Below are 23,804 nucleotides of genomic sequence, written 5' to 3'. Positions count from 1 at the left end.
ATTATTTACCCTGCAGGCTTTGCAGCTTGCTTAACAGTTTTTGATGCAAACCGCCAAAACCACCATTACTCATAACAATAATAGTCTCTCCGGGCTCGGCTTGAGCTGCGACTAAGTCAACGATTTCGTCAATATCGTAGCGTACTGCAACTGGGATAGATGCATTAGCCATTGCCGCTCGGATATCCCAATCAATATTGCCAGCTTGATATAAAAACGCCTGCGTTGCTAAATCAAGCGAGCTGGCTAAGGTATCTTTATGTACACCGCTTTTCATCGTGTTAGAGCGCGGCTCTAAAATCACCGTAATTTTGCCGCTGCCCACACGCGCGCGCATGCCGTTTAACGAGGTGGCTATCGCGGTTGGGTGATGGGCAAAGTCGTCATATACCTCAACATCGTCAATGGTACCAATGAGCTCCATACGACGCTTTGGTGGGGCAAACTTGGTTAATGCTGCAATCGCGGCCGCAGGTTTAACCCCTACGTGACGCGCAGCTGCTATCGCCATGACCGCGTTTTCAATATTGTGCTGACCAATTAACTGCCAATCTAAAATACCCTGTGATTCACCATCAAAGAACACTTCAAACTGATGACCGTCGTCCGTTAAATTAACCGCGTACCAACCAGTTTGGTTTGCCGTTAAATGGTATTGCTCTTGTTCACTCCAGCAACCCATATTGATCACTTGCTGCACGCTAGTCGCATCAGCCGGCCAAATAATTTTTCCTTCGCCGGGTACGGTACGTATTACGTGATTAAACTGACGTTGGATCGCTTTTAAATCATCAAATATATCGGCGTGATCAAACTCTAGATTATTGATCACTAAGGTACGTGGCTGATAATGGACAAACTTAGAGCGCTTATCGAAAAATGCACTGTCATATTCGTCAGCTTCCACAACAAAGAAAGGCGAACCACCAAGACGGGCCGATACGCCGAAGTTTTGCGGTACACCACCAATCAAAAATCCCGGCTCATAACCACAATCTTCTAAAATCCACGCTAACATACTTGATGTTGACGTTTTACCATGAGTGCCCGATACCGCTAATACCCAGCGCTGAGGCAAAATATGTTCCGCTAGAAACTGTGGGCCAGAGGTATATTTAAGGCCACGATTTAATACCGCTTCAACGCAAGGATTTCCGCGGCTCATGGCATTACCAATCACCACGAGATCCGGTGCATCGTCTTCATTAGTGCCTAATTGAGCCGGGTCAAAGCCTTGAATAAGCTCAATACCTTGCTCTTCGAGCTGAGTGCTCATTGGCGGGTAAACATTGGCATCACTGCCCGTAACCTTGTGCCCTTCAGCTCTAGCCAGTAAGGCTAAGCCGCCCATGAAAGTGCCACAAATTCCTAAAATATGTACGTGCATACCGTCACTCTGATGAATGAAAAATCTGCCTAATTCTAACCAATTCCGCAAAATATTGTCAGTTAACTCGTGTTTAATTATCCAGTAAAATTAACAACGCCTCACTTCTCATAAAATTAGCGGTAACACAAACAAAAGCCACCCACTGGGTAGGTGGCTATAATAGCAATCTATATGAAAGTTTGATCTACTCAGAGCGATTTTGATGTTGCGTTAACTACCTTGAACCTAGTTCAACTATACTCTTAGCGCGTTGACTTGCCTCAAACCACTAAACTCTCGCAGAATAACTAAATGTTTGCACTGATTACCATACTATTTTAAATTACTATTTTTATTAAGTATTTATCGTATTAGCAATACAGGCACGCTACACTTAGCTAGTACTTGAGTAGTATTACTGCCAACAAAATATTGGCGTAATCTATTATGACTATATGCACCCATTACGATTAAATCGAGTTGCTGTTGTTGCTGATAATTAAGTAGTGCTTCATCAACACTACCGGTTAACACTCGTTGAGTCACAGAGAGCCCCGCTTGCATTAGCCGAGCAGCTGCATTTTCAAATTTCTGGTTTGCCACACCATTGCTATTAACCGTCACTAAGTGACACTCTAAATCTTTAAGCAACTGACTATTAATTACCTTTTCGATAGAGTTGCAACTAGCTTCGCTAGCATCAAAAGCGATCATAAAAGCTCTCGGAACGCTAAAGTGCTCACTGACCACTAAAATCTCCGACTTAATAGAACGAATAATATTCTCAAGTTGCGAACCAATTATCTGACCCATTCCCACTTTTGCATCATGTTTACTCGCATATCTGTCATTGCAATGCCCCTCACCTGACTTACCCATTACTAACAAGCTTAATTCACTTTCAGTGTCAACTAAGGTATCGAGCAAATTCCCATGGCGTTGTAACAATGTGACATCATCAATACCGCGCGTTATTGCCAGTTCTTTGGCGTTATCAAGTAATTGCTTACTATGCTTAAAAGCTATTTTGCTGCGCAGTTCATCAAGCTCAATCAGTTCATTCAATAGTTCTTCTTGAGTCCCTAAACCTATTTGTCCCGATAATTCACTGGCTACAGGCTGAACGGCTTTATCGAGCACATGCAATAAAGTTAGAGGTGAGTTTAGTTTTTGGGCTCCCCATGCACTTGCTTCACAAGTGGCCAAAGTCAATTTAGAGCCATCAATACAAGCTACGATATTCTTCATATTAGTTATCCTCTTAGTGGCCAGCCATTAACTTTTCGACTTCTTCTGGTTTGTCATGTACACCAAATTTATCGACTATCGTGCGAGTAGCCTGATTCATTCCTATCAACTCTACGCTAGCACCTTCACGGCGAAACTTAATCACGACTTTATCTAACGCGGAAACTGCAGTGACATCCCAAAAGTGCGCTAAAGATAGATCAATTGTTACCGACTCAAGCACCTCTTTAAAATCGAACGAATCGATAAACTTATCAGCCGAAGCAAAAAAGACCTGGCCAATGACATGATATTCCCGGTTCTCACTGACTGCATTGCGCTTTTTCACTACCATCATGCGGCTAATTTTATTCGCGAAGAACATTGATGCCAGTAACACACCGATAAACACTCCAAGAGCAAGGTTATGCGTCAATACCACAATCACAACAGTGGCCAACATTACGATATTTGTCGACAATGGATGCTGCTTTAAATCTGTAATTGAGCGCCAAGAGAATGTACCTATAGCCACCATAATCATTACAGCAACTAATGCAGCCATTGGGATCTGTTTTAACCAAGGCCCAAGAAACACCACCATAACCAGTAAATATATACCAGCAGCAAAGCTCGATAACCGGCCTCTACCACCCGATTTTATATTAATCATCGACTGACCAATCATGGCGCATCCAGCCATCCCTCCGAGTAATCCAGTAGAAATATTGGCGAGCCCTTGTCCTTTGCACTCACGGTTTTTATCACTCTTGGTATCGGTGAGATCATCAACTATGGTTGCCGTCATCATCGACTCCAACAAACCGACTACAGCAAGCGCCGCAGAATAAGGTAGAACAATAATTAGTGTCTCCATATTCAACGGCACATCCGGCCACAAAAAGATCGGTAAGGTATCAGGTAGCTCCCCCATATCACCGACAGTACGCACATCTAGGTTAAAGGTAACCGCGACAGCGGTAAGCGCAAGAATACAGATTAAAGGTGAAGGAATAAGTTTGCCTATTCGCGGAATTAGCGGAAAAAGATAGATAATCGCAAGACCTGTACCAGTCATAGCATATACATGCCATGTTACGTTGGTCAGCTCCGGCAGTTGAGCCATAAAAATCAATATTGCCAGCGCATTTACAAAACCAGTAACCACTGAGCGTGATACAAAACGCATTAAGTTTCCTAGCTTTAAATATCCAGCGAGTACTTGCAACACGCCGGTTAATACCGTTGCGGCCAATAGATACTCTAAGCCGTGCTCTTTAACCAGCGTCACCATCAGTAACGCCATTGCACCGGTTGCAGCTGAAACCATACCAGAGCGGCCTCCGGTAAATGCTATTACCACTGAAATACTAAAGGAGGCATATAAGCCAACTTTTGGATCAACTCCAGCAATAATTGAAAATGCGATAGCCTCAGGGATCAGAGCTAGCGCAACAACAATACCCGCAAGTAAGTCGCCGCGAATATTCGACAACCAATCGTTTTTAAAGTTTTTTAGCATGAACATCTCAGTTTTTTTTGCACGGCAGTACGCACCAGAGATTAGGCTGGCGTATTAAGCGTGCTTTTTTTGATAAAATTTGGCGCAGAAAACAGTCGTAAGAATTCGACAACGAATTTATATGCGCAAAGGAATAAGCAAGGTGCTTAAGTTAGCAATGAAAGCTATAGAAGGGGCTGAACGTTAAGGTGGCGTAATTAACACGTTGATGTAAATCCTCTGAGTAATAGGTTCTGCTACTCTAACATTATCAGGCAGCACATAAAACAACCTGAGTCACACAAATAACCGCGATAAACGCTACAAGTAACGCCTTTTTAAAGTATAAAACAACGCGAACGACTCTCTGCGACCTATTTATTCCACGTATAACGAGATAAAGCTAACGCCATCCGCTTCACATTTTTCAGCTAAAGTTAGACAAATAATTGCGCGCTATCACCTTGGTAAACTCTGGCTATTTAAGCTTTCGGTTACATACGGTATAACCCCCTCTATACCCACTCCCTCGCCATGATTAATTAATGCAATTAATAAGTTGGCGATAGTGTTCGCGCTAATCACCTAAAGGATCCCTTGCAATGTTCTTTATACATATGCTGTTGCTATTAACTGTTATTTTTGTGGGGATCCGCCACGGCGGTGTGGCCTTTGGCCTACTCGGTGGTTTAGGCGTTTCAGTGCTAGCCTTTGTATTTGGTATCGCGCCGGGTACACCGCCTATCAATGTGATGTTGATTATTTTGGCCGTTGTAGCAGCCTCAGCAACCCTTGAAGCCACTGGTGGTCTTAAGCTTCTGGTGCGCTACGCAGAAAAGCTACTGCGTAAACACCCCAACCAAATCGTATTTCTCGGCCCTTTATGTACCTATTCATTAACGGTTTTAGTGGGCACAGGTCACTCGGTATATCCACTGCTGCCAGTTATTTATGATGTAGCCTACAAAAAAGGCATTCGCCCTGAACGTCCGTTAGCGATCGCCACAGTGGCATCACAAATGGGGATCACCGCCAGCCCTATTGCTGCAGCGGCTGCTGTGGTGATAGCGACATCAATGGAAAATAACCTCGATATCAGCCTGATTGATGTGCTGTTAGTGACGATTCCCTCAACTTTGCTCGGTGTATTAGTTGCAGCAACCTGGAGTCTTAAACGCGGTAAAGATCTAGATAAAGACCTTGAGTTTCAGGCGCGGCTGCAAGATGAAGAGTTCAGAAATAGCCTGATTGACACTGAAGCTGATAGCGCTGACACAGTAAAAAATGACAGCACAGCTAAAAAAGGCTTAAGCATCTTTTTACTGGGTATTTTATCAGTTATCGCATTAGCAATGTTTAGCGACCAGTTATTACCTGAAGGGGTAAAAATGTCGGTGGCAATTCAGTTTATGATGCTATCGGTTGGCGCGGTAATCTTACTAGCAACCAAGATAGATCCGAAGAAAATTGTCCACAGCAATGTGTTTATCGCGGGTATGACAGCCGTGGTGATCATTTTTGGTATCGCGTGGTTAAGTGACACCATTATTGGCCATCACAAAAGCTATTTGATTGAGTCGGTAAGCGATATTGTTCACGCACACCCTTGGTCATTCGCAATAGCAATGTTCACCGCATCGGTATTTCTAAAAAGCCAAGCAGCAACCTTAACCATTATGCTGCCACTTGGCTTCTCCTTAGGCATTCCAGCACCAGTATTAATCGGCGTTTTGCCAGCGTGTTATGCCTACTTCTTCTTTCCTTTCTATCCAAGTGATTTAGCGGCAATAAGCTTTGATAGAACTGGTACCACCCATATTGGTAAATACATCATTAACCATAGCTTTTTAATGCCAGGTTTTATTGGGGTAATCACAGCAACAGTTGTTGGTTACGCGATCTCTATGATGATTAATTAGCTGTAAATAGCGAGAACAACCGCTATGCTAAAAGCGCTAATTGGTACTGAGTATCAATGGCGCTTTTTTATTATATTTGAACTGCCACTTTTAAACTGCCACTTTGCATAACCTATATCGAGATCCGCATGAGCCACCAATTCACAACAGATGACAGCCAACTACTTAGCGATATCATGCGTCTGCGCCGAGATGTACGCGGCAATCACTTTCTGCCTACACCTGTAGATGATAGTGTCATCGATCAACTACTTGAGGCTGCCTTACACGCTCCCTCAGTCGGTTACTCGCAACCTTGGCAATTTGTAGTGGTGCGCGACGAAGCTATCAAACGACAAGTACATCAATGTTTTACTGCGGCTAACACTGCAGGTAAAGCACAATTTAGCTCTGAAAAGCAGCAGCAATACAGCAAACTAAAGCTCGAAGGCATACTCGAAGCTCCGGTTAACCTTGCGGTATTTTATCAAAATCAAGCAACTCCTGTTCTTGGACAAACCAGCATGCCCGATATGGGGCGCTTTAGCGTTGTGTGTGCAATTCAAAACCTCTGGCTAATGGCGCGTTCACTCAATATTGGTGTGGGCTGGGTAAGCATTGTTGACCCCGAAGCAGTCAAACAAGCAGTGAATGCACCTGCGACCAGCGAGCTCATTGGCTATTTATGTATTGGTTATGTTGATGAGTTCTTAGACGAGCCAGAGCTTAAAACTGCTGGCTGGGCCAAGCAAAAACATAAACAGGATGTGGTGTATCACAACAGCTTTAATCCAGCTGAATAAAAAATTTAAAAAATAAAACCCTTTTTCAAATCGGCTGCGTTTATAGCAAACAGGACAAGCAAATAGCTTAGTCATCAACTTATTGTTTGGAGCTTTTATGAAATCATCAATTATCGCAGCCGTTATCTCTACTGTTATTGCATCAACCTCTTTGGTTGCTACAGCCCAAGCCGCCGACGTCGACTTTGCTCACCTCAACACCATAGGCACTAGCGAGCTGACAGTTAAAGCCGATATGGCTGAAGTCAATGTCGAAGTCGTGATTAAAGCCAAAACCGCCCAACAAGCCAAACGAGACTCAGACAAAGCGGTTGCCCATTTTTTAGCGCGTCTTGAAAAAGCCGGTGTGGACAAAGCATTAATTCAAAGTGCGAATATTAATCTACAACCGCAGTACCACTACGAGAAAAACAAACCAAGCCAGCTTATTGGTTATAGTGCTAATCGTCGCATTACCGTCACGGTCATGGATTTAACCAAGCTTAATAGCATTCTCGACTCAGCGCTTGAGCAAGGGATCAACCGCATCAACAACATCGCACTGAAATCGAGTAAAGAAGCGCAATATGTTGAGCAAGCACGTATGGCAGCAATTAAAGACGCCCAACAAAAAGCCAAGAGTTTAGCTGAAGGGTTTGGTGAAGAATTAGATGGCGTATGGCAGATCAGCTACTATGAGCAGCGCCCTATTCAACCAGTAATGCTACGCATGAACTCAGAAGCAAAAAGTTTCGATGCTGGCCAAAGCTATCAACAAGGCCAAGTGGTGATCCAAGATAGAGTCGAAGTGACTTATCGTTTAAAGGATTAGCAGTTTGTAGCTTTGCCCGTTTGCAAGGGGAGTCGCCTGCTGGAATTAATCGTTTGCAAGGCTAATCACCAGATAGTCGCGGCCTAAAATCAACAAAGGCTTCCCCGCCAAAGGTAAGCCTTTGTTGTTGATAACACAAAAGATACAGCCTGTGCGCTCAAAGGCATTCACTATAAAATATAGCGCACGCCAATCGCGACACCATCATCTTCGGTTAACTGCTGCGCCGCCTCTTTTTCTGGATCATTACTCGAGAAATCACTAAAGTCTTTACGCGCTTCTAAGTATAAAACCACGCTGTTATCCCAGTAATAATGTACCCCAGCAAATGCAAATTGACGTTTAAATACATCGCCTTGGTGTAACCTTTCGTACTCATCTCCCGCCTCTAAAATATTGTACGAAGCTAAGATCTTTACGTTGTTATCAAAGTAGTAAGACACTAATGATTCAAGCCCGACAGCATCCTGCAAGAAACGTCCTATGTTATCTGTGTCGTGGTATTCATTCGCATTGACGTTTGCTGCAGCGTAAAAGCCATATTGATCCCAGCCGCCCCAACTTATGCCGGCACCATAAATGTAGTCAGTTTCTTTAAGGACTCTGCCGCTAGCCGTTGTCGCCATCGGCTCACCAGTATTACCACCAAGGGTTAATACCAACATATCCGTCGCTTGATACGTTAAGCCAATACCGTAAGTGTTATCATATTCAGTTTGTACTAGACGATTAGGGTTGTTCGAGCCGTCATCAGCGACATCCGCTACGCTATTTTTAAGCTGCATTTGTATCGCCACACTCAAGTCACCAAAGCTATTACGGTATTGGATCACTTTATCACCGCGACCCACACCATTGATGGCACCGTCAGACTTGTTATAGGTGTAAGTGCCTGAAGCATTACCATCCCAAACCATGCCATAGTTCGTGTTGTAGACAACGTCATACCATGCGCCCCATTGCTTACCGATAGACACAGAGCCATAGTCGCCATGACTTAAACCAACATAACCGAGGCGATTATTTAAAAAGTCACCACTTTTCGATTCAAAGTTACTTTCACTACTGTAGGCAATAGTGCTGTTACCGAACGGGTTTACCCCCCATTCCAACTTAACGTAGGCTTTCCAGTCTTGAGACATATCGCGGGTAAAAGCAAAGTTAATGCGGGAGCTACCATTTACCACCTCTGTTACGCCTTGCGTATCGATCACGCGGGCATCGACGTAACCTCCGATATCAAATACATTTTTATCGTCTTTAAATACTTCAATAGCATTGCTATTAGGCATAACAGCCAATGCAGCAAAAGGAACCAGTGCTAACGCTTTTTTCATGGTGACTCCAACCTTGGGTATCAATTCATCAATCCGTTTTGCCTGTTTATCGACGCTGATTAACACAGTAGATAAACCGCTTCAGGTAACATTGTTCATTTCAGTTATCTCTAAACAAAAACATAGCAAACAACTGAGTGAATACAAGTAAGCCTAATGCACAGCAGGGTAATCTAATACGAATTAAGCGATGTCGGCTAAAACTGATAGGAATGGAGTATAAACAACAAGAATAAGCAATCGCCCCCAAGACTGGGAGCGATTGTTAAAGCGGTTATACCAATCAGTATAAGAATTTGATCAACTCAGAACGATTTTTGGCAATCTAATTCAAGGCGAGTAACTGAAAGAATGGTTGCTCCCTTGTGAAGTTATTCAACGCAGAAGTAGGCAGCCAAAAACGTTCCAAAATGGCGAGTTTTAGCGATTCTGATGCTGTGTTAACAAACTTGAACGTAGAACAACTATGCTCTTCATTCGTTGCCTTGCCTCAAAACCGCTAAACTCTCGCTGAGTGACTAACTGTTTATACTGATTGGTATTAAATCTGCTCAAGCATTTGTGGCTCAAACTGTTCAGGGGTAATGGCTAGCCCTAGTGCAGCGATTTTTTCATTTAGCTGGTTAAGGTCACTGTCAACTGTGGCGAGGGTTAAGGTGTTGTCATCTAAGGTATAAACCTGCTTTAAGCTAGCAAAGTAAAAGCTCAAAATGATAAAAGCAGTTTGGTCATTGCTATCTGCCGCCTGCTTAATTTTAGCCAGCTTACGATAAATCTGGTTATGTAACTGCTTTAGCTGCCAAACATAGTAGACCTCTTTAAGAAAAGGCTTTTGTTTTTGGCTATTTAACACAGCGCTGCACACAGCTAACGCCAAGATCACCCCAATCAAATTAAGGTGGAAGTTACCTGTAGACTCACCACTGGCACTTGGCGGCGCACCAAAGAGTTGAATAAGCAAAGCACCAAAAACTAAAGCTAAAATCGCTAAACTTGCCACAAACCCCATAATCACTAGGTTAGTATTTTTACGGTAGGTTTGCTTGTCGATATCCATTAACTGCATAGCACTTCTCATTCATTTATCGTTATTGATTACACTTACGTGCACAAGCTTAACATTGATTACTAAAACAGAACTGAAAAACCGCTGCTAGCAAATTGGCAATTACCAACTAATCGTGGCAACTTAGCTCGCTAACATAAGCCAAAAGTTAACAAGCAATAACCTATATAGGTCACAACTTTGGTTATATTTTAGCTTGGCAGTAAAAACATCTAGACGTCTAAATTGACAGACGTCTTTTGATCTCATATCCTCTCACCTATTGAGATGTACCATTCGACTTATTAGACGCAACTAATAAGTTGTTTGTTCCAGCTAGGAGGGCAATGGGAACAATGGTTCAAAGACAGATTGAAGATAAGAGAGATCACATTGACAACTTCCAATAATGCCCCGCAAGCGCAAAGCGCGACCCCAAGCACCACGCCATCATTTTTAGCACTGACTCCGCTATTTTTGTTTTTAGCACTGTTTATTGGTGCCGGCGTTTACTTTCAAAGCCAAGGCGTAGACTTTGCTTTTTATCAATTACCAAGCGTGGTGGCGATTCTACCGGCCATTATCTTTGCTATTTTGATTTCTAAGCAAAAACTAAATCAATCAATTGAAACCTTCTTAAACGGCATTGGCCATTCAAATATCATCGCAATGTGCATGATTTATTTACTGGCAGGTGCGTTTGCGTCAGTAGCAAAAGCAACAGGTGGTGTTGACGCGACGGTAGCCCTAGGCTTGTCACTCGTGCCATCAAGCTTATTATTACCAGGCTTTTTTGTGATTGCTGCCTTTATCGCAACGGCAATGGGAACCTCTATGGGTACAATTGCTGCGGTAGCACCTATTGCGCTGGGCGTTGCGAATGAAGCCCAAATCGATTTAGCCATTATGGCTGGCGCCGTGATCTCTGGTGCACTATTTGGTGACAACTTATCAATCATCTCTGACACCACCATTGCTGCAACCCGTACCCAAGGCTGTGAAATGAAAGACAAGTTCAGAGAGAACCTGATTTTTGCTATTCCAGCTTCAATTATAACCTTAGTGATTTTCACGTTAGCTGGCCAAGGCCAAGCTGATGTCGCGGCGCAAGATATCGACTTTGTTAAAGTGATCCCTTACCTAACAATTCTATTCTTAGCGGTTGCTGGTCTTAACGTATTTGTTGTACTAACAATTGGTATCTTACTTGCTGGTGTAACAGGCCTTGCCACTATGGATTACGGCGTCATTCAGTTTGGTAAAGACATCTACGCTGGTTTCGGCAGCATGCAAGAGATCTTCATCTTATCTATGTTAGTAGGCGGCTTAGCGGCACTAATGCAGCAACAAGGTGGCCTAGCATTTGTGAGCCAACAGATAGAAAAACTGATTAACCGTTTCTCAAAAGCCAAAGGCGAAGCTTCATGCCGTGCATCAGAACTTGGCATGGCGGCAATCGTAGCAACCACCAATACCTGTGTAGCAAACAACACAGTATCGATTGTGGTAACTGGTGACATCGCTAAAGATCTTGCTGAAAAACACGGCGTAACACCTAAGCGTGCAGCCAGTATTTTGGATATCTTCTCTTGTATTATTCAAGGTCTTATTCCATACGGTGCGCAAGCGTTACTCGTTGCTTCAACCTTCGCTATATCGCCGCTAACGGTTGTGAGCCACGCTTGGTACTGCATGATCTTAGCTGTTGTCGCAATTGCGATTGTGATCTTGCGTAAACGCAATTAATCAGGCAGGTTTAGCTATATAGAAAACGTTAAAGGGGTACATCAAGGTGTACTCCTTTTTGTTTGCTGCGATAGCAAGGGATCTCATGGACGAAACACTGCAAAACCAATCGATGCGTTATGATCACCACCGTTTGATTGTGGTACTTATTTTTCTCGGAGCCTTAATTGCAGCAATAGGCGTATCCACTTCAGTGTCGCTGGAATATCAAAATATAGGCTGGCAAGTCATTAACCTGCGTACCGATTTTTTAGGTGACTACACATACACCCGCTATGCCTTTATCTACAATATCTCCTTGATGGTAGCCGGCCTATGTATCTTGCTATCGATGATCAGTTTACTGCTATTAAAGCTAGGTTACTTTAGCCACTACTTAGCCTGCATTGGCATTTTTGTTGGCCTGTGCGTGATCTTAATGGGCGTATTCCCAATCAACTATTTATGGCCGCACCGATTAGTCTCCACCAGCTTTTTAGTTGCCACTGTAGTGATGTACTTTTTGTGTATTAGCGATAGGTTTAACCATAATTCAGCCTGCAGTTGGCCAGTATTTTTTATCAGTGTATTAGGCTTTATTGCCTCTTCTGGGCTAGTGTTTCAGTTAAACTGGCACACCTTAGATTTCGATCCTTGTGAAATTCACCACACAAAAGATCATTACTGCATAATGACGATTACCCTTTGGGCACAAACTAATATCGTTATGCTATGGTGCCTTGCACATGCGTGGAGCATACGCCGCATCGCTATTGAAAATTATCAGGAACTGACTCAGCACTATACCAATGCCGAGTAACCACTTACATTATGAGACTCGCCAAATACCTTGCTTTAACCGGCTGCTGTTCACGTCGCGCTGCCACCCGTTTAATCCGAGATGGCTCGGTACAACTTAACGACCGCTTAGCCACTCATGTCGACACCGTTAGCCTTATCGACACTGATGCAGGCCTACAATGTACAGATAAAATCTATGTCAACGGCGAGCTTGTCAGCGAAATTGAAGCTAAGGCCTATTGGTTGTTTCACAAAGCCGTCGGCACAGATAGTCGCTTATTAGCAGACTTACCTTGTAGTTTATTGCACTTATTGCCCGAATCACCAAGGCTTTATCCCATAGGCCGTCTTGACAAAGATAGCCGTGGTTTATTGATATTAACTAACGATGGCGAGTTAACCCATAAGCTAATGCACCCAGATTTTGGCCATGCTAAAACTTACCATGTGCAAGTTGATCGCCCATTTAATGATGCCTTTCTTGGCAACATGGCCGCGGGGGTGAGCTATAAAGATGTCACCACTTTACCTTGTGTGATAAACCGTTTGGACTCTGATAAGTATGAGATTACTTTGACTCAAGGGCTTAATCGTCAGATCAGGCGCATGTCGCAAGCCTTAGGCTTTAAGGTTGTCGACCTTAAACGGGTGTCGATTCAGAGTTTACAGTTAGGGGATTTGCCAGAGGGTTGTATGCGACCTTTGACTTCCGTTGAGCTAACGGAATTGCTAGCTTCTGTTGCTTGTACAGAAGCCGACGCGATTTAGCCTTATCGGCTCGAGATTTGCTAACAAGTTATGCTGAAAGCAATCAAACTTCGTTTGATAAAGGTCGTGAGCTTCCAGCTCACACTCGGCCAAGAGGGGAACAACAGCAATCCCCTCTTGGATCACCCTGCCGCCCCAGACGAAGTTGTTGATCCTCAGTTATTTTCGACAATCGCTATCGCCTCATATTCGCCATCCATGGCTCACCTAAGGCTATCTCGGCATCCATGCCTCGCTCACGCGATTGTCTTCAATAACCTCGGCAACTTCGATGGGGAATAGGTGTTTTCTGTGAGCCCATTATCACTGACGAACTACTGCTTTATGACTAAAAACTAGAGGTGCAACTCATTCAGCTCCCCGCATCAATACAGTAACTTTACGCTTACTCCACATATAGCACTTACAGGCCTTGTTAGATGACTACATTACATTGCTGCTAGTATTAGTATGATGATTACAATAATTACTGCCCACACTATTTTTGAAGAAGAGCTTTTCGTGTTTACTTTTGACTGACAAGACTCATGTGTTCTTAATTTTACCTCAATTTCATGAGAGCTAGATTCTTTCTCTAGTTGTTGCTCTGATTCCCAGACTGGATTGAAGCCTCCGAGTATATACTTATTAATTTTTCGGATTACGGGCTTCACTCCCACAGCAACTTCCTTATATTCACCGTCAACTTCTTCGTAATTTGTTCTATATTGCCAATTTGAATCTTTTTTGGGATTTACGCTATTAGGTAGCTTATCTAGTGTTTCTAATACACTATTTCGGTCAAGAGCAGGACATAATTCATTTTCCTTAAGTGCGATCTCTAATTCATGTTTGATTCTATTTTTATCAAAATGCCAAACACCTGAATTATCAAATTTTCCAAACTCTAGCCAGCCTCCTCCCCACTCATACACCGGCATACCAAGCCTTTTACAACCCCATATATTTGCATCATATTCTCTTTCTCCGAAGCAATATTGTTCCGGTTTATATGCTTTTTGGCGATTTCTGTAACAGCCAACACCATAGTAAGTTAAATCTTTCTTAGTAGCTGAATGCCCGTTTATAAGCATTTGGGAAGATTTCCAACTGCCAACTAATTCAAACACTTTAATAATCAGTTCAACTTCTGTAATTGGTAAACTGATTTTGTATTGAGACAACTTTCCTTCTCCACTGACTACATAGGAAGGAATATTCTGGCAAATTTCTATGGCTTTATTGAAGTTTTGAGATGAGCTATTTCCAAATGAAATTTCAACATTTGCTACCTTTCCATCTACTACGGGAATAGTTACTCTATCCGCTTCTGTTACTGGATCACCGCATTGAGGACAGAATTTCGACCCTTCATTAATTCCAGCACTGCATTTGTCACATACTAACATTGAGCTTCCTTCGATATTCCTATTGCCATCTAGCAGTAATTAGTATTCATGCATAGATTTAGCAAAACGCGCATGCATATTTAATAAACCTATTATTTAAGTCTTACTAAACAAAAGTAATTGATTTATAAGAACTCTATCAGAGTGATATTGGATAAACGAGCACTAAGATTTGCAAAGTGATCATTGATATTGATGTCTTATCAAAGTAATCAGTAGCTGTGATTTATCTATTAGTAGAAATTAGGCCAACAGATTCGTCACAGCTCTTTAATGCTTATTGCCTGTAACTAATAAAGAGGCAAAACTGAATTACGAAACTCACAGAAAACACCAGTTCAGTTCCCCCTTCGAAGTTGCCGAAGTACGCAAATAAAAATGCCGTAGAACCATCATGGATGATGGTTCAGGCTCGGCGGGACATGGATGTCCCATCTGAGCCGTTAGGCAATTTTTATTGGAGTATGAGGAGTAACAACTTCGTTAGGGGCGGCTCAGGAGATGCAAGAGGGGGAAGCTGTTGTCCCCCTCTTGCCCAGGTGTGGGATGGAATCCCACGACGTTGGTCAGGCGCAGCCTGATAGGTGGCGCAGCCATGATTGTAGCTGTTAGACGAAGTCTAACTTGATGACGTTTATCAAGCTCAGCTTGATTGCTTGAAGTTCAGGCGCAACCTAATAAATCAAAAATGTAATCGGCCTTCATTCGAAGGCTAGCCCATATTAGCCAAACAATTAACCCCTAAAACTTTAGGCAACAACTCTTGTAGCTGAGCGTCTTTGACATAGCCTCTAAGGTAACTCACCAAATTGCCTTGCTCGTCTAGCAGCAAGGTTATCGGTGTGGCGGGTAACTGCCCAACCTGTTGCATCATCGTTGGCCCTGCTTCAAAACCGTCGAAATCTAAATGCATCTTCCATAACGTCTTTTTTAAACTTGAGCGGTCTGCATTGGCGCCCATGGCAACAATGTTAACCTTGTTGTCGCACTGAGCTAATAAACGATTAAACGCCTTACCTTGCTTAAAACACCAAGGACACTCTGGTTCAAAAAACATCATTAAACTCGGTTTACCCTTCAAATGATTAAGTGAGCTTACTTGACCATTTTTTAAATTAGCATGCTCAAACCCCAACAACTCTAGTGCTTGTGACTTGGGAGTAATAATCACAAGCCCTAGTAGTAACAGCGCTAACTGTACACCTTTAAATTTGCAGTTGGGGTTGAGCATAGTAAACCTCATCAATCGCGGATCTTATTCCAGACTATTAACCCTGATTAGAAGGTTGCTTTAAAGCCTGCGTATACTTCACGGCCACGCAATGGTCCCCAGATGTAAGCCACATCGTAACCACCACTCGCATCAAAGAATAATGGCGTTTCACCTTCGTTCACTTGGGTGTAATCAAATAGGTTGTTCACCCCTGCATAAAAGTCGATATTGTCAGTTACCGCTTTGGTCACTTTCAAATCTAATGTCCAGTAAGATGGTGCATCGGTAGATTTCTTAGAGCTTTGAATTACCGCTCCTGAGCTATCCACTTGATTGTAGCCTTCATAACCGTACTCACTTAGGTCGCGGCTACCAATCCAAACTAAGTTGGCAAAAATATCCCAGCCATGGATCAAGTAGTCAGCGTTAAAGGTTAAACGCTCTTCAACTGGCGCTAATGAGTAAGATGACTTAAACGCATCGTCGTAGAAGAAGCCTTCAGCGGTAAAGTTAACCGTTAAATCATCAGTCACATCGTAACCAAGGGCGATATCTGCGGTAGTCACAGATGCTTTTTCATCCAGCTGAGTCAATAAAGGGACACCGCTGTCGGTTTCGCTGAGCATGGCAAGGTTTTCTACTTCAGTCCAAGCTAGCGATGTGGTCATTGTTAGTGCATCACCACTGTAGCTTAAGGCGTAGGTTGCTGAGTTTGAACGTTCAAGCTCTTCAATATCGATTTCAAAACCCAGTTCAGCATCAAGTACACCGTGGTCGGTTTCGAAGAAAGAGAGCGGCGCGCGGTAACCACGGCCTGCAGATAAACGCGATGTCCATTGGTCGTTGTGGTTGTAACGAATGTCTACTCGTGGCGCTAAAATCGACTTATCAATTTCGACACCGTCTTTTTTCGGGTCAATAAAATCCGCTTTAACATGGTCATAGCGCAATGCCATAGCAATCTCTAACTCGTCAGTCGCTTGCCATGTATCTTGCAGGTAGAAACCGAGCATATCGTAATCAAATGAGTCTGATACGTAATCTTGGTGACCTTCACCGCTAGAGCGAGAACGCATCTCTTCGCTGCGATTATCAACACCGAAAGTAAGTAAGTGTGAATCATTTAAGTAGTAGTTAAAGCGAGCATCTAAATACAGCATTGTGTCTTCAGCGTAATACTTAAATCCTTCATAGAAAGAGTCTTGAGTATGGTCTGAATAACTTGCTGACAAGGTCATGTTGAGATCGTCATTTAGCTCTCGTAGCCAACTTAACGATAGCTCGTCACGCTGAGTATGGATCCACTCCGTGGTTTCCCACGCTTTACCCACAAAATCGTTGCGCACATCGTTACCCGCAAACAAGGTATCAGAGTCAACGCCATCGTAACTGGCTAATACGCCGCCTACGCTGGTAGCTGTGCCATCAGCGTAATCTTTACCTAGCATTGGCCCGCCAAAAATCTCTGAGTCAACGTTTGAGTAACGCACAATGATGTTGTCTTTGTCAGTTAAATCGTGCGATAGGCGCATGGTTAAGGTGCGGTTGTCTTGAGATGGCGCTTCGTTAACTAAGTTATTATCTTCATCGACTTGATCGCGGCTATCAAACTGGCCAATTAGCGTCACTCGTGTGGCACCATCATCACTCACGCCTGTGCCCAGTAAGCCAACTTTTTTATTACCGTTCTCACCAACTGACACGTCAACTGTTGCGCCATTTTCTTGAGCTGTTTTAGTAATAATATTGATGGTACCGCCAATAGACTCTGGTGCAATTAACGATGCGCCTGCACCACGAGCGACTTCAATGCGATCCAGTCCTGTCGTGGGGATCGCATCAACGGCGTAATAGCCTGCAATCATGGCATGTACTGGCAAACCGTCGACTAAAATGGTTGTCTGCTCGCCGCGTAAACCATTAAGCATAATTCGCTTAACACCACACATAGAACACTCGTTAGACACCCTAACACCAGGGGTGTTGTTAATCGCCTCAGTTAAGTTAACTGCATTCTTGTTATCCATTAGCTCAGAGCTAATCACTTCAGTTTTCATGATGCTGTCAGACAGTACGCCAGACTTTTCTAGTCTTTGCCTAACCCCACGCACTTCAATCTTCTCTATTGGTTGAACAGCTGCGCTCTGTTCATTAGTGCTTTGCTTTATTTCTTTTTTAGTATGTGCAATAGCGTATGAAGATTGTGTCGCAAGTAACACAGCTAGAGCTATTGAGGTCTTTTTAAACATTCGTCAATCTCTTATTACTTAATCGTTTTTATTACTTACTTTGCTATCAGCAAGCCTGAGGTCGACAAAACAGTAATGATAACGATTATCATTGGCAATATATTTTAAATTATTAACGCAACGAATTCACAAATATTGGTTATTGATCACAAAAAGATTGAGTTAAAACTAATTTAGGCTAGCAAGTATTAACATTTGCACTTTTTGATTTACCAATGCATATAACTGCAACGCAGAATGCTTCCCTAAACCATATAAAAAAACGATGCAATACATAGATTTAAATTTAAGTATAAACACAATAAAAACATTTAATATCAACACCTTGCGATTTTTAGGTGAAAACATAAAGACTTAAGCAAAAGTAACAAAGCTTGAGAAAGGGAAATAGAAAGTGAACTTAATTATTAAATAGATAGTGAAATAAAAAAGTAAGATTTAGAAAATAAAATATCTAACTTGTTATTAATATTTGATTTTTATTAATACCAAGCTTATCCCCTCTCTAATTTACTGCAGATAAAAATCGAGCCCTTATATAATAAATCGCTTAAGTTAAATACAGAAATTTAACTTTTTAGGATGAATAAGTATAAAAATCAAAAAAGCCGAAACAGGTTAATGTTTCGGCTTTTGTTATTAATAGACTAAGCTCTGCTTGGTCTATCAAAATTGTAGATTAATCTACAATTTCCATTTCTTCTAACAGATTATCGGCATTATCAAGGTACTTCATCACCCATAACATGTAACGGCTATCAACTTGGATAGAGCGGTTAGTCTGTGGATCGTAACCCCAGTCGCCAATAATACTTTCGTAAACACCGTCAAACAGTAAACCAACCAGCTCTGCACGACCATTTAAGGTTGGCGAACCAGAGTTACCGCCTGTGGTGTCAAGTGTCGACAAAAAGTTAACAGGCACTGAATCAAGTGACTTAACGTAGTAATCACCGTACTGCTTATTAGCAATCAACTCTAACTGCTTCTCTGGTGCATTGAACGGCTCAACACCAGTGTCTTTAGCCAAAATACCTTCTAGACGGGTAAACGGAACCGCTTTCAGACCATCTTCTGGCGAATAACCTTTCACATGACCAACGGTTACACGTAGGCTTGAGTTAGCATCAGCGTAAACAGGTTTACCTTGCTCACGGTTATAAGCAATGATGGCATCCATATACATAGGACGCACTTTCATTAGATCACCCGCTAGCTGTTTTTCAGCTTTTTCACGCTTAATACTCTCGTCATACGTGGCAACGGCATATTGAATGAATGGATCTTTTGACTTTTTAAACTCAGCCACTGATTTATCCATCCAGGCTAGGCGTGCTGCTTTATCTGACAACTCAGTATTAGCGTACATCTTATCCAGCGTCTTACTTAACTTGGCTGCATCAAAGTTATTGGTAATACCAAAGGCTTTATCAAACGCAGGTAAACGTTGATCTTGTGGCAATGCCGCATAACGCGTGATCAAATCTAACAATATCGCTTTATCCACACTTGCTGCATAACGGCGCTCAATACGCTCCATACCTGAAGTAAAGCGAGTCATGTCACGCTCTTGATAGCCAGGTTCACGCTGCATATCCGCGAGCTGTTTTTCATTGGCTAAACGGTACAAACGGTTTGCAGTGCTCATCATGCTGCTATAACCCATGTAACCTAATAGCAAATCACGCTCTTGGCCTTGCTGACCTTTAGCAATCAACTTATCAAGCTCTGCTAATACCTTACCGTACTGCTGTTTACGCTTACTGTCGGCATTAATCCAATCAGCAAGTTTTTGCTCTAAGGCTTTACGGTCATCAAGCATGGTCGACTTACCATAAAACTCAATCATAGAGGTGAAGTTTTTGGCGTAGTTAGCTAGGCCTGCAAGCGTGCTCTCGTACTTAATACGTTCATCACTACCTTCTGGCGCAGTGTTTTTAATGATCTCGATAATGCGCTCACGTAAGATCTTGCCTTCTGGATATGCCCACTCAAATTGGTTTTCAACTTCATTGGCAGTACGGTAACGATTGGTGCGGCCTGGATAACCTGCAACCATGACAAAGTCACCTTCACTGACACCTTTAGCTGATACTTTTAAGAAGCTCTTTGGCTCGTATGGCACATTGTCTTCACTGAAATCAGCAGGCTTACCATCTTTTGATACGTAAGCTCGGTAGAATGCATAGTCACCAGTGTGACGAGGCCACATCCAGTTATCGACATCACCACCATATTTACCCACGCTCAAAGCTGGAGTATAAGTTAAACGCACATCGCGAATTTCTAACTGCTTCACTAGATAATATTCTAGGCCACCATGAAAGCTGTAAACCTTACAGCGGTAGCCTTCATCTTGTTCACACTCTGCAACTAAGCGTTTTTCCTGTTGCTCAATGCCTTTGTAAAAATCATTGCCTGTTTTGCTATCTAGGCCATTTTTAACTTTGTCTGTAACATCAACTACGCTTTCTGTGACGTACACACGTGAGCCAGGCGTTGCAGGTAGTTCCTCGCCAAATGACTTAGCTAAAAAGCCATCGCGTAGCAGATTGTTTTCAGGAGTTGAATTGTATTGAATTGAGCCGTATGCACAGTGATGGTTAGTTACCACTAAGCCCTTAGGTGAAACAAATGAAGCCGTACAACCACCTAAACTAATTACCGCATTCATTGGAAATTCAGTCAGTTTTGAAATCGACTTAGCATCAATTTCTAATCCCTTTGCTTTTAGCTCATCAGCCATAGCTGGAAGCTGGTGAGGCTGCCACATACCTTCGTCGGCAACGGCACCAAAAGAGGTAGCGATTGCCGCTGTTAAAAGCCATTTTTTCATTGTTCTAAGTCCATTTCTAGCTCTTATTGAGAGCTTTATTAAGAGTATTTTTACGATTTTTGTTGATTGCTTGCTGGCAATTCATTTAGGACTCAAAACAAAAGAGTCGAGCCCAATATGCGCAATGAACTGCATATTTAGTACTCGACTCTAACATAGGCCATGCTATTGATAACAGGGTCAGAATTAATCTCTTACAAAGTGTTTACTCTGCGCCTTATAGCGCCACCCACAATTGCGCCAAAATAATGGTTAATCCTGCAAGGCCAGCTAAACCTAAAGCTGCAGTGCCACCAGCAACCTGATAGCCGCCTAAGTTTTGCTTACGTTGACGCAGTGCCATGGCAATCGGCAAGAAAATAATCATCACCACTAACGGAATTGCCGCAAAACCGAGTACCTTGTAAAAACCATCTGGGTAGTAAAGTGCACATAGCAAAGGTGGTATAAAGGTGATCAACCAGGTTTGCGCACGACCCATTTTGCTTTCTTTGGCGCGGGTAAGCTCAGCGATATAGTCAAACAAGCTCATGGTCACACCTAAGAAAGAGGTGACCAGCGCTAAGTTAGCGAACAGATCGATAAACTGCTGCAACAATGTTGACTCGGCAACGCTTTGTAGCGCAGTGACTAGCTGAGGTAACGAGCCATCAAAGCCATAAACGGTTTTGCCACCTAGAGTACCTAGCGTCACCATTAACCATAAGATGTAACACACTAGCGGTAAGGTTGAGCCAATAATGAGTACTTTGCGCAAAGAGACAGCATCACCATCTAAGTAACGCACAATTGTTGCAATACACACATGGAAACCAAACGAAGTAAACACAATTGGGATTGCCGCTAACCACAGGTTAGTTAGCGCACTGCCTGTAACTAGTCCTTCCGTTGAGTCACGCATCATCAGACTCATGTCGACTTCAGGAAGCAGATAAGCCACAACAATCACCAGCAAAGCTATCATAGAGGTAAATAGTACCCGTGATACCTTGTCAATCCAGCGCACACCAACAGCAATCAAACCACCAAAGATAGCGGTAAAAATCAGTACTGCCAGTTGGTTATCGATCTTCATCCCTACCAAGTCCATCTTTGACTCCAGCAGTGATGAACCGCCCATCAAATACACCATGGTTAAGGCGAATAATAAGCTTAAGAATGAAGCTGCTTGGATCATTTGGCCGACACGGCCTAAATTCTTACCTGTGATTGAGTGCAAGTTAAGACCTACACCTGTGCGCAGGTTAATTTCAAGCATTAGCAATGAGGTATAAATCGATACGCCCCAAATGGCGACCAATAAAAGTAACGCGGGGATCGTACCAAGTGAAGCTGTTGCTAGAGGTAAAGCGAGCATGCCACCACCAATTGCCGTACCGGCGACAATGGCGATTGAGCCAAGTATTTTTGAGTTCACAAAATTGTCCTGTTAAATTTTATAATTTATTTTTTTAGGTCAGATTTAGAACGACTTTGAGGGAGAGAATGTTGCAAGTTAACAATGACAATAACTGCCCCCAATCGAATCTGGTCATCTTTGACCTTGCGATTCCAATTGGCCCCAACGGCTAGTTAAATAAAACGTGTATTCACCTTATCAACTTAGCCACTGAGGCTGGATAAATCGTGGAAAATACAGAGTGTATTGTTTCATTACGGCTCTTTCTTTAAAAAAATGACTGCCCCGACATTAACAGCAGTATTCGCTGTGGGCAAGCCCTGTAGCGCACTAAAAATCAACTTGGCACGACTCGTTAACATAGCCGTAAAGATTAAGCGACAGCAAGGTTACGTTATCCTAAATTACCAATTAATTTATTGCTTACATTGGCGACTGTGTTGAAAAAAGCAGCGCAGTCGCTATAATGCCGCCTCTGCTTCAGGGGAGTAGCTATCAGCAAATGATAAGCGAGTAAATTAGCTTAGTATGTCATTTCTGAGTATGTATCAACATAATTGGCCACAATGCCATGGTACATACAGCCACTAAATGCCAGTATTTTTAGTGCGCCCAGCAAGACCTGAGCACTGCATCTCTATTATTGGGGAAGAGTTGCTGTGCTTGGTTCATTAGCTCCCCATTTAGGATTAATTCTTGGAAGCTCTGCTCGCCTCAACCTTCACTGTCGCCATTGCAGAAATCGGTGATAAAACTCAGCTGTTAGCACTTATCTTAGCTGCACGCTTTAAAAATAAAACCGCTATTGTGCTGGGTATTTTACTATCCACTTTAGTTAACCACTTTGCCGCGGCTTGGCTAGGGCAATGGGCTATCTCTTGGATAAGCCCTGATGTCGGCCGCTACTTGGTTGCAGCTTCGTTTTTTGCCATTGCACTGTGGGTGTTGATCCCCGATAAAGTCGACGCTGAAGAGAGCCGCTTTTATGCTCTGGGGCCTTTTCTTGCCACCTTCATTTTGTTCTTCATTGCTGAAATGGGCGACAAAACTCAAATAGCGACTATGGTGTTGTCGGCTAAATACGACGCCTTAGCTATGGTGGTTCTGGGCACCACTTTAGGCATGTTAGTGGCCAATGTGCCAGTCGTGATTGCGGGACATTTTAGTGCTGAAAAGCTGCCGCTAGAGTGGATCCACCGCGGCTGTGCGGTATTGTTTGCGCTATTAGGTGTCGCAACCTTAGTTTTTTAGGCAAAGGCTTTAGAACCTAGAATTTAAAACCTAGGGCCTAGAACTTAGAAGCTAGAGCTTAGAACCTAGGACCTAGGACCTAGGACCCAGTCTATTTAAGGTTTTAGCATAAACAAAAGGCAAAACAGTCTCGCTGTTTTGCCTTTATTATTGCTAACTTATGACTAACTCAATCAAGGTTAG

At 42.9% G+C, this 23,804-nt stretch carries 17 protein-coding genes; 7 read left to right on the top strand and 10 right to left on the bottom strand.

The features are described 5' to 3' along the window. Position 1: 1 nt before the first annotated feature. The 3 genes from mpl to L884_RS0100670 all read right to left on the bottom strand — a co-directional run bounded on the left by mpl (position 2) and on the right by L884_RS0100670 (position 4,118). A complete protein-coding gene (gene mpl, locus L884_RS0100680) occupies positions 2-1,387 on the bottom strand; it encodes a UDP-N-acetylmuramate:L-alanyl-gamma-D-glutamyl-meso-diaminopimelate ligase (protein WP_028765672.1) in 1,386 nt (461 codons plus the stop codon). A 345-nt stretch (positions 1,388-1,732) separates the two neighbouring features. Next, a complete protein-coding gene (locus L884_RS0100675; protein ID WP_028765671.1) occupies positions 1,733-2,617 on the bottom strand; it encodes a universal stress protein in 885 nt (294 codons plus the stop codon). 13 nt (positions 2,618-2,630) lie between these two features. Further along, positions 2,631-4,118 (bottom strand): SulP family inorganic anion transporter, encoded by a 1,488-nt coding sequence (locus tag L884_RS0100670; protein WP_028765670.1) that lies wholly within the window; start codon positions 4,116-4,118, stop codon positions 2,631-2,633. Positions 4,119-4,699: 581 nt separating this feature from the next. Between L884_RS0100670 and L884_RS0100665 the strand changes: the two genes are divergently transcribed. From L884_RS0100665 to L884_RS0100655, 3 genes are all read left to right on the top strand, one after another. Continuing rightward, positions 4,700-6,016: an anaerobic C4-dicarboxylate transporter gene (locus tag L884_RS0100665; protein ID WP_028765669.1), complete on the top strand. Its 1,317-nt coding sequence runs from the start codon at positions 4,700-4,702 to the stop codon at positions 6,014-6,016. A 128-nt stretch (positions 6,017-6,144) separates the two neighbouring features. Then, positions 6,145-6,798, top strand: a complete 654-nt coding sequence (gene bluB, locus L884_RS0100660) for a 5,6-dimethylbenzimidazole synthase (RefSeq protein WP_028765668.1) — start codon at positions 6,145-6,147, stop codon at positions 6,796-6,798. Between the two features lie 97 nt (positions 6,799-6,895). Continuing rightward, entirely contained in the window at positions 6,896-7,609 is a 714-nt protein-coding gene (locus tag L884_RS0100655; protein WP_028765667.1) for an oxidative stress defense protein, read from the top strand. A 170-nt stretch (positions 7,610-7,779) separates the two neighbouring features. Here the strand turns inward: L884_RS0100655 and L884_RS0100645 are convergent, their stop codons facing one another. Together L884_RS0100645 and L884_RS0100635 are read right to left on the bottom strand one after the other, a co-directional pair. Continuing rightward, positions 7,780-8,946: a porin gene (locus L884_RS0100645; protein ID WP_028765666.1), complete on the bottom strand. Its 1,167-nt coding sequence runs from the start codon at positions 8,944-8,946 to the stop codon at positions 7,780-7,782. 541 nt (positions 8,947-9,487) lie between these two features. Then, positions 9,488-10,012: a DUF3087 domain-containing protein gene (locus tag L884_RS0100635; protein ID WP_028765665.1), complete on the bottom strand. Its 525-nt coding sequence runs from the start codon at positions 10,010-10,012 to the stop codon at positions 9,488-9,490. Between the two features lie 372 nt (positions 10,013-10,384). Between L884_RS0100635 and L884_RS0100630 the strand changes: the two genes are divergently transcribed. The 3 genes from L884_RS0100630 (at position 10,385) to L884_RS0100620 (ending at position 13,285) form a co-directional block, all read left to right on the top strand. Further along, positions 10,385-11,737 (top strand): Na+/H+ antiporter NhaC family protein, encoded by a 1,353-nt coding sequence (locus L884_RS0100630; RefSeq protein ID WP_028765664.1) that lies wholly within the window; start codon positions 10,385-10,387, stop codon positions 11,735-11,737. A gap of 85 nt (positions 11,738-11,822) precedes the next feature. After that, positions 11,823-12,536: a DUF998 domain-containing protein gene (locus tag L884_RS0100625; RefSeq protein WP_028765663.1), complete on the top strand. Its 714-nt coding sequence runs from the start codon at positions 11,823-11,825 to the stop codon at positions 12,534-12,536. An 11-nt stretch (positions 12,537-12,547) separates the two neighbouring features. Then, the gene (locus L884_RS0100620) at positions 12,548-13,285 is read left to right on the top strand and encodes a pseudouridine synthase (protein WP_028765662.1); all 738 of its coding nucleotides are present in this window, start codon (positions 12,548-12,550) and stop codon (positions 13,283-13,285) included. Positions 13,286-13,713: 428 nt separating this feature from the next. Here L884_RS0100620 and L884_RS0100610 read toward each other — a convergent pair whose 3' ends face one another. From L884_RS0100610 to L884_RS0100590, 5 genes are all read right to left on the bottom strand, one after another. Continuing rightward, entirely contained in the window at positions 13,714-14,673 is a 960-nt protein-coding gene (locus L884_RS0100610) for a zinc ribbon domain-containing protein (protein WP_028765660.1), read from the bottom strand. A 712-nt stretch (positions 14,674-15,385) separates the two neighbouring features. Continuing rightward, entirely contained in the window at positions 15,386-15,904 is a 519-nt protein-coding gene (locus L884_RS0100605; protein ID WP_028765659.1) for a TlpA family protein disulfide reductase, read from the bottom strand. Between the two features lie 47 nt (positions 15,905-15,951). After that, on the bottom strand, positions 15,952-18,135 hold the full coding sequence (locus L884_RS0100600; RefSeq protein ID WP_028765658.1) for a TonB-dependent receptor plug domain-containing protein: 2,184 nt from the start codon (positions 18,133-18,135) through the stop codon (positions 15,952-15,954). A 679-nt stretch (positions 18,136-18,814) separates the two neighbouring features. Beyond that, positions 18,815-20,971, bottom strand: a complete 2,157-nt coding sequence (locus L884_RS0100595; protein ID WP_028765657.1) for a S46 family peptidase — start codon at positions 20,969-20,971, stop codon at positions 18,815-18,817. 217 nt (positions 20,972-21,188) lie between these two features. Then, positions 21,189-22,388, bottom strand: coding sequence for an aromatic amino acid transport family protein (locus L884_RS0100590; protein ID WP_028765656.1), 1,200 nt, complete (start codon positions 22,386-22,388; stop codon positions 21,189-21,191). A 678-nt stretch (positions 22,389-23,066) separates the two neighbouring features. Between L884_RS0100590 and L884_RS0100585 the strand changes: the two genes are divergently transcribed. After that, the gene (locus L884_RS0100585; RefSeq protein ID WP_028765655.1) at positions 23,067-23,621 is read left to right on the top strand and encodes a TMEM165/GDT1 family protein; all 555 of its coding nucleotides are present in this window, start codon (positions 23,067-23,069) and stop codon (positions 23,619-23,621) included. Positions 23,622-23,804 lie beyond the last annotated feature (183 nt).

It is taken from the genome of Shewanella fidelis ATCC BAA-318 (genome assembly GCF_000518605.1).
In the GTDB taxonomy this organism is placed as follows: domain Bacteria; phylum Pseudomonadota; class Gammaproteobacteria; order Enterobacterales; family Shewanellaceae; genus Shewanella; species Shewanella fidelis.
Note: the sequence above shows the minus strand (reverse complement) of the source record. Positions and strands in the feature narration are given on the sequence as shown.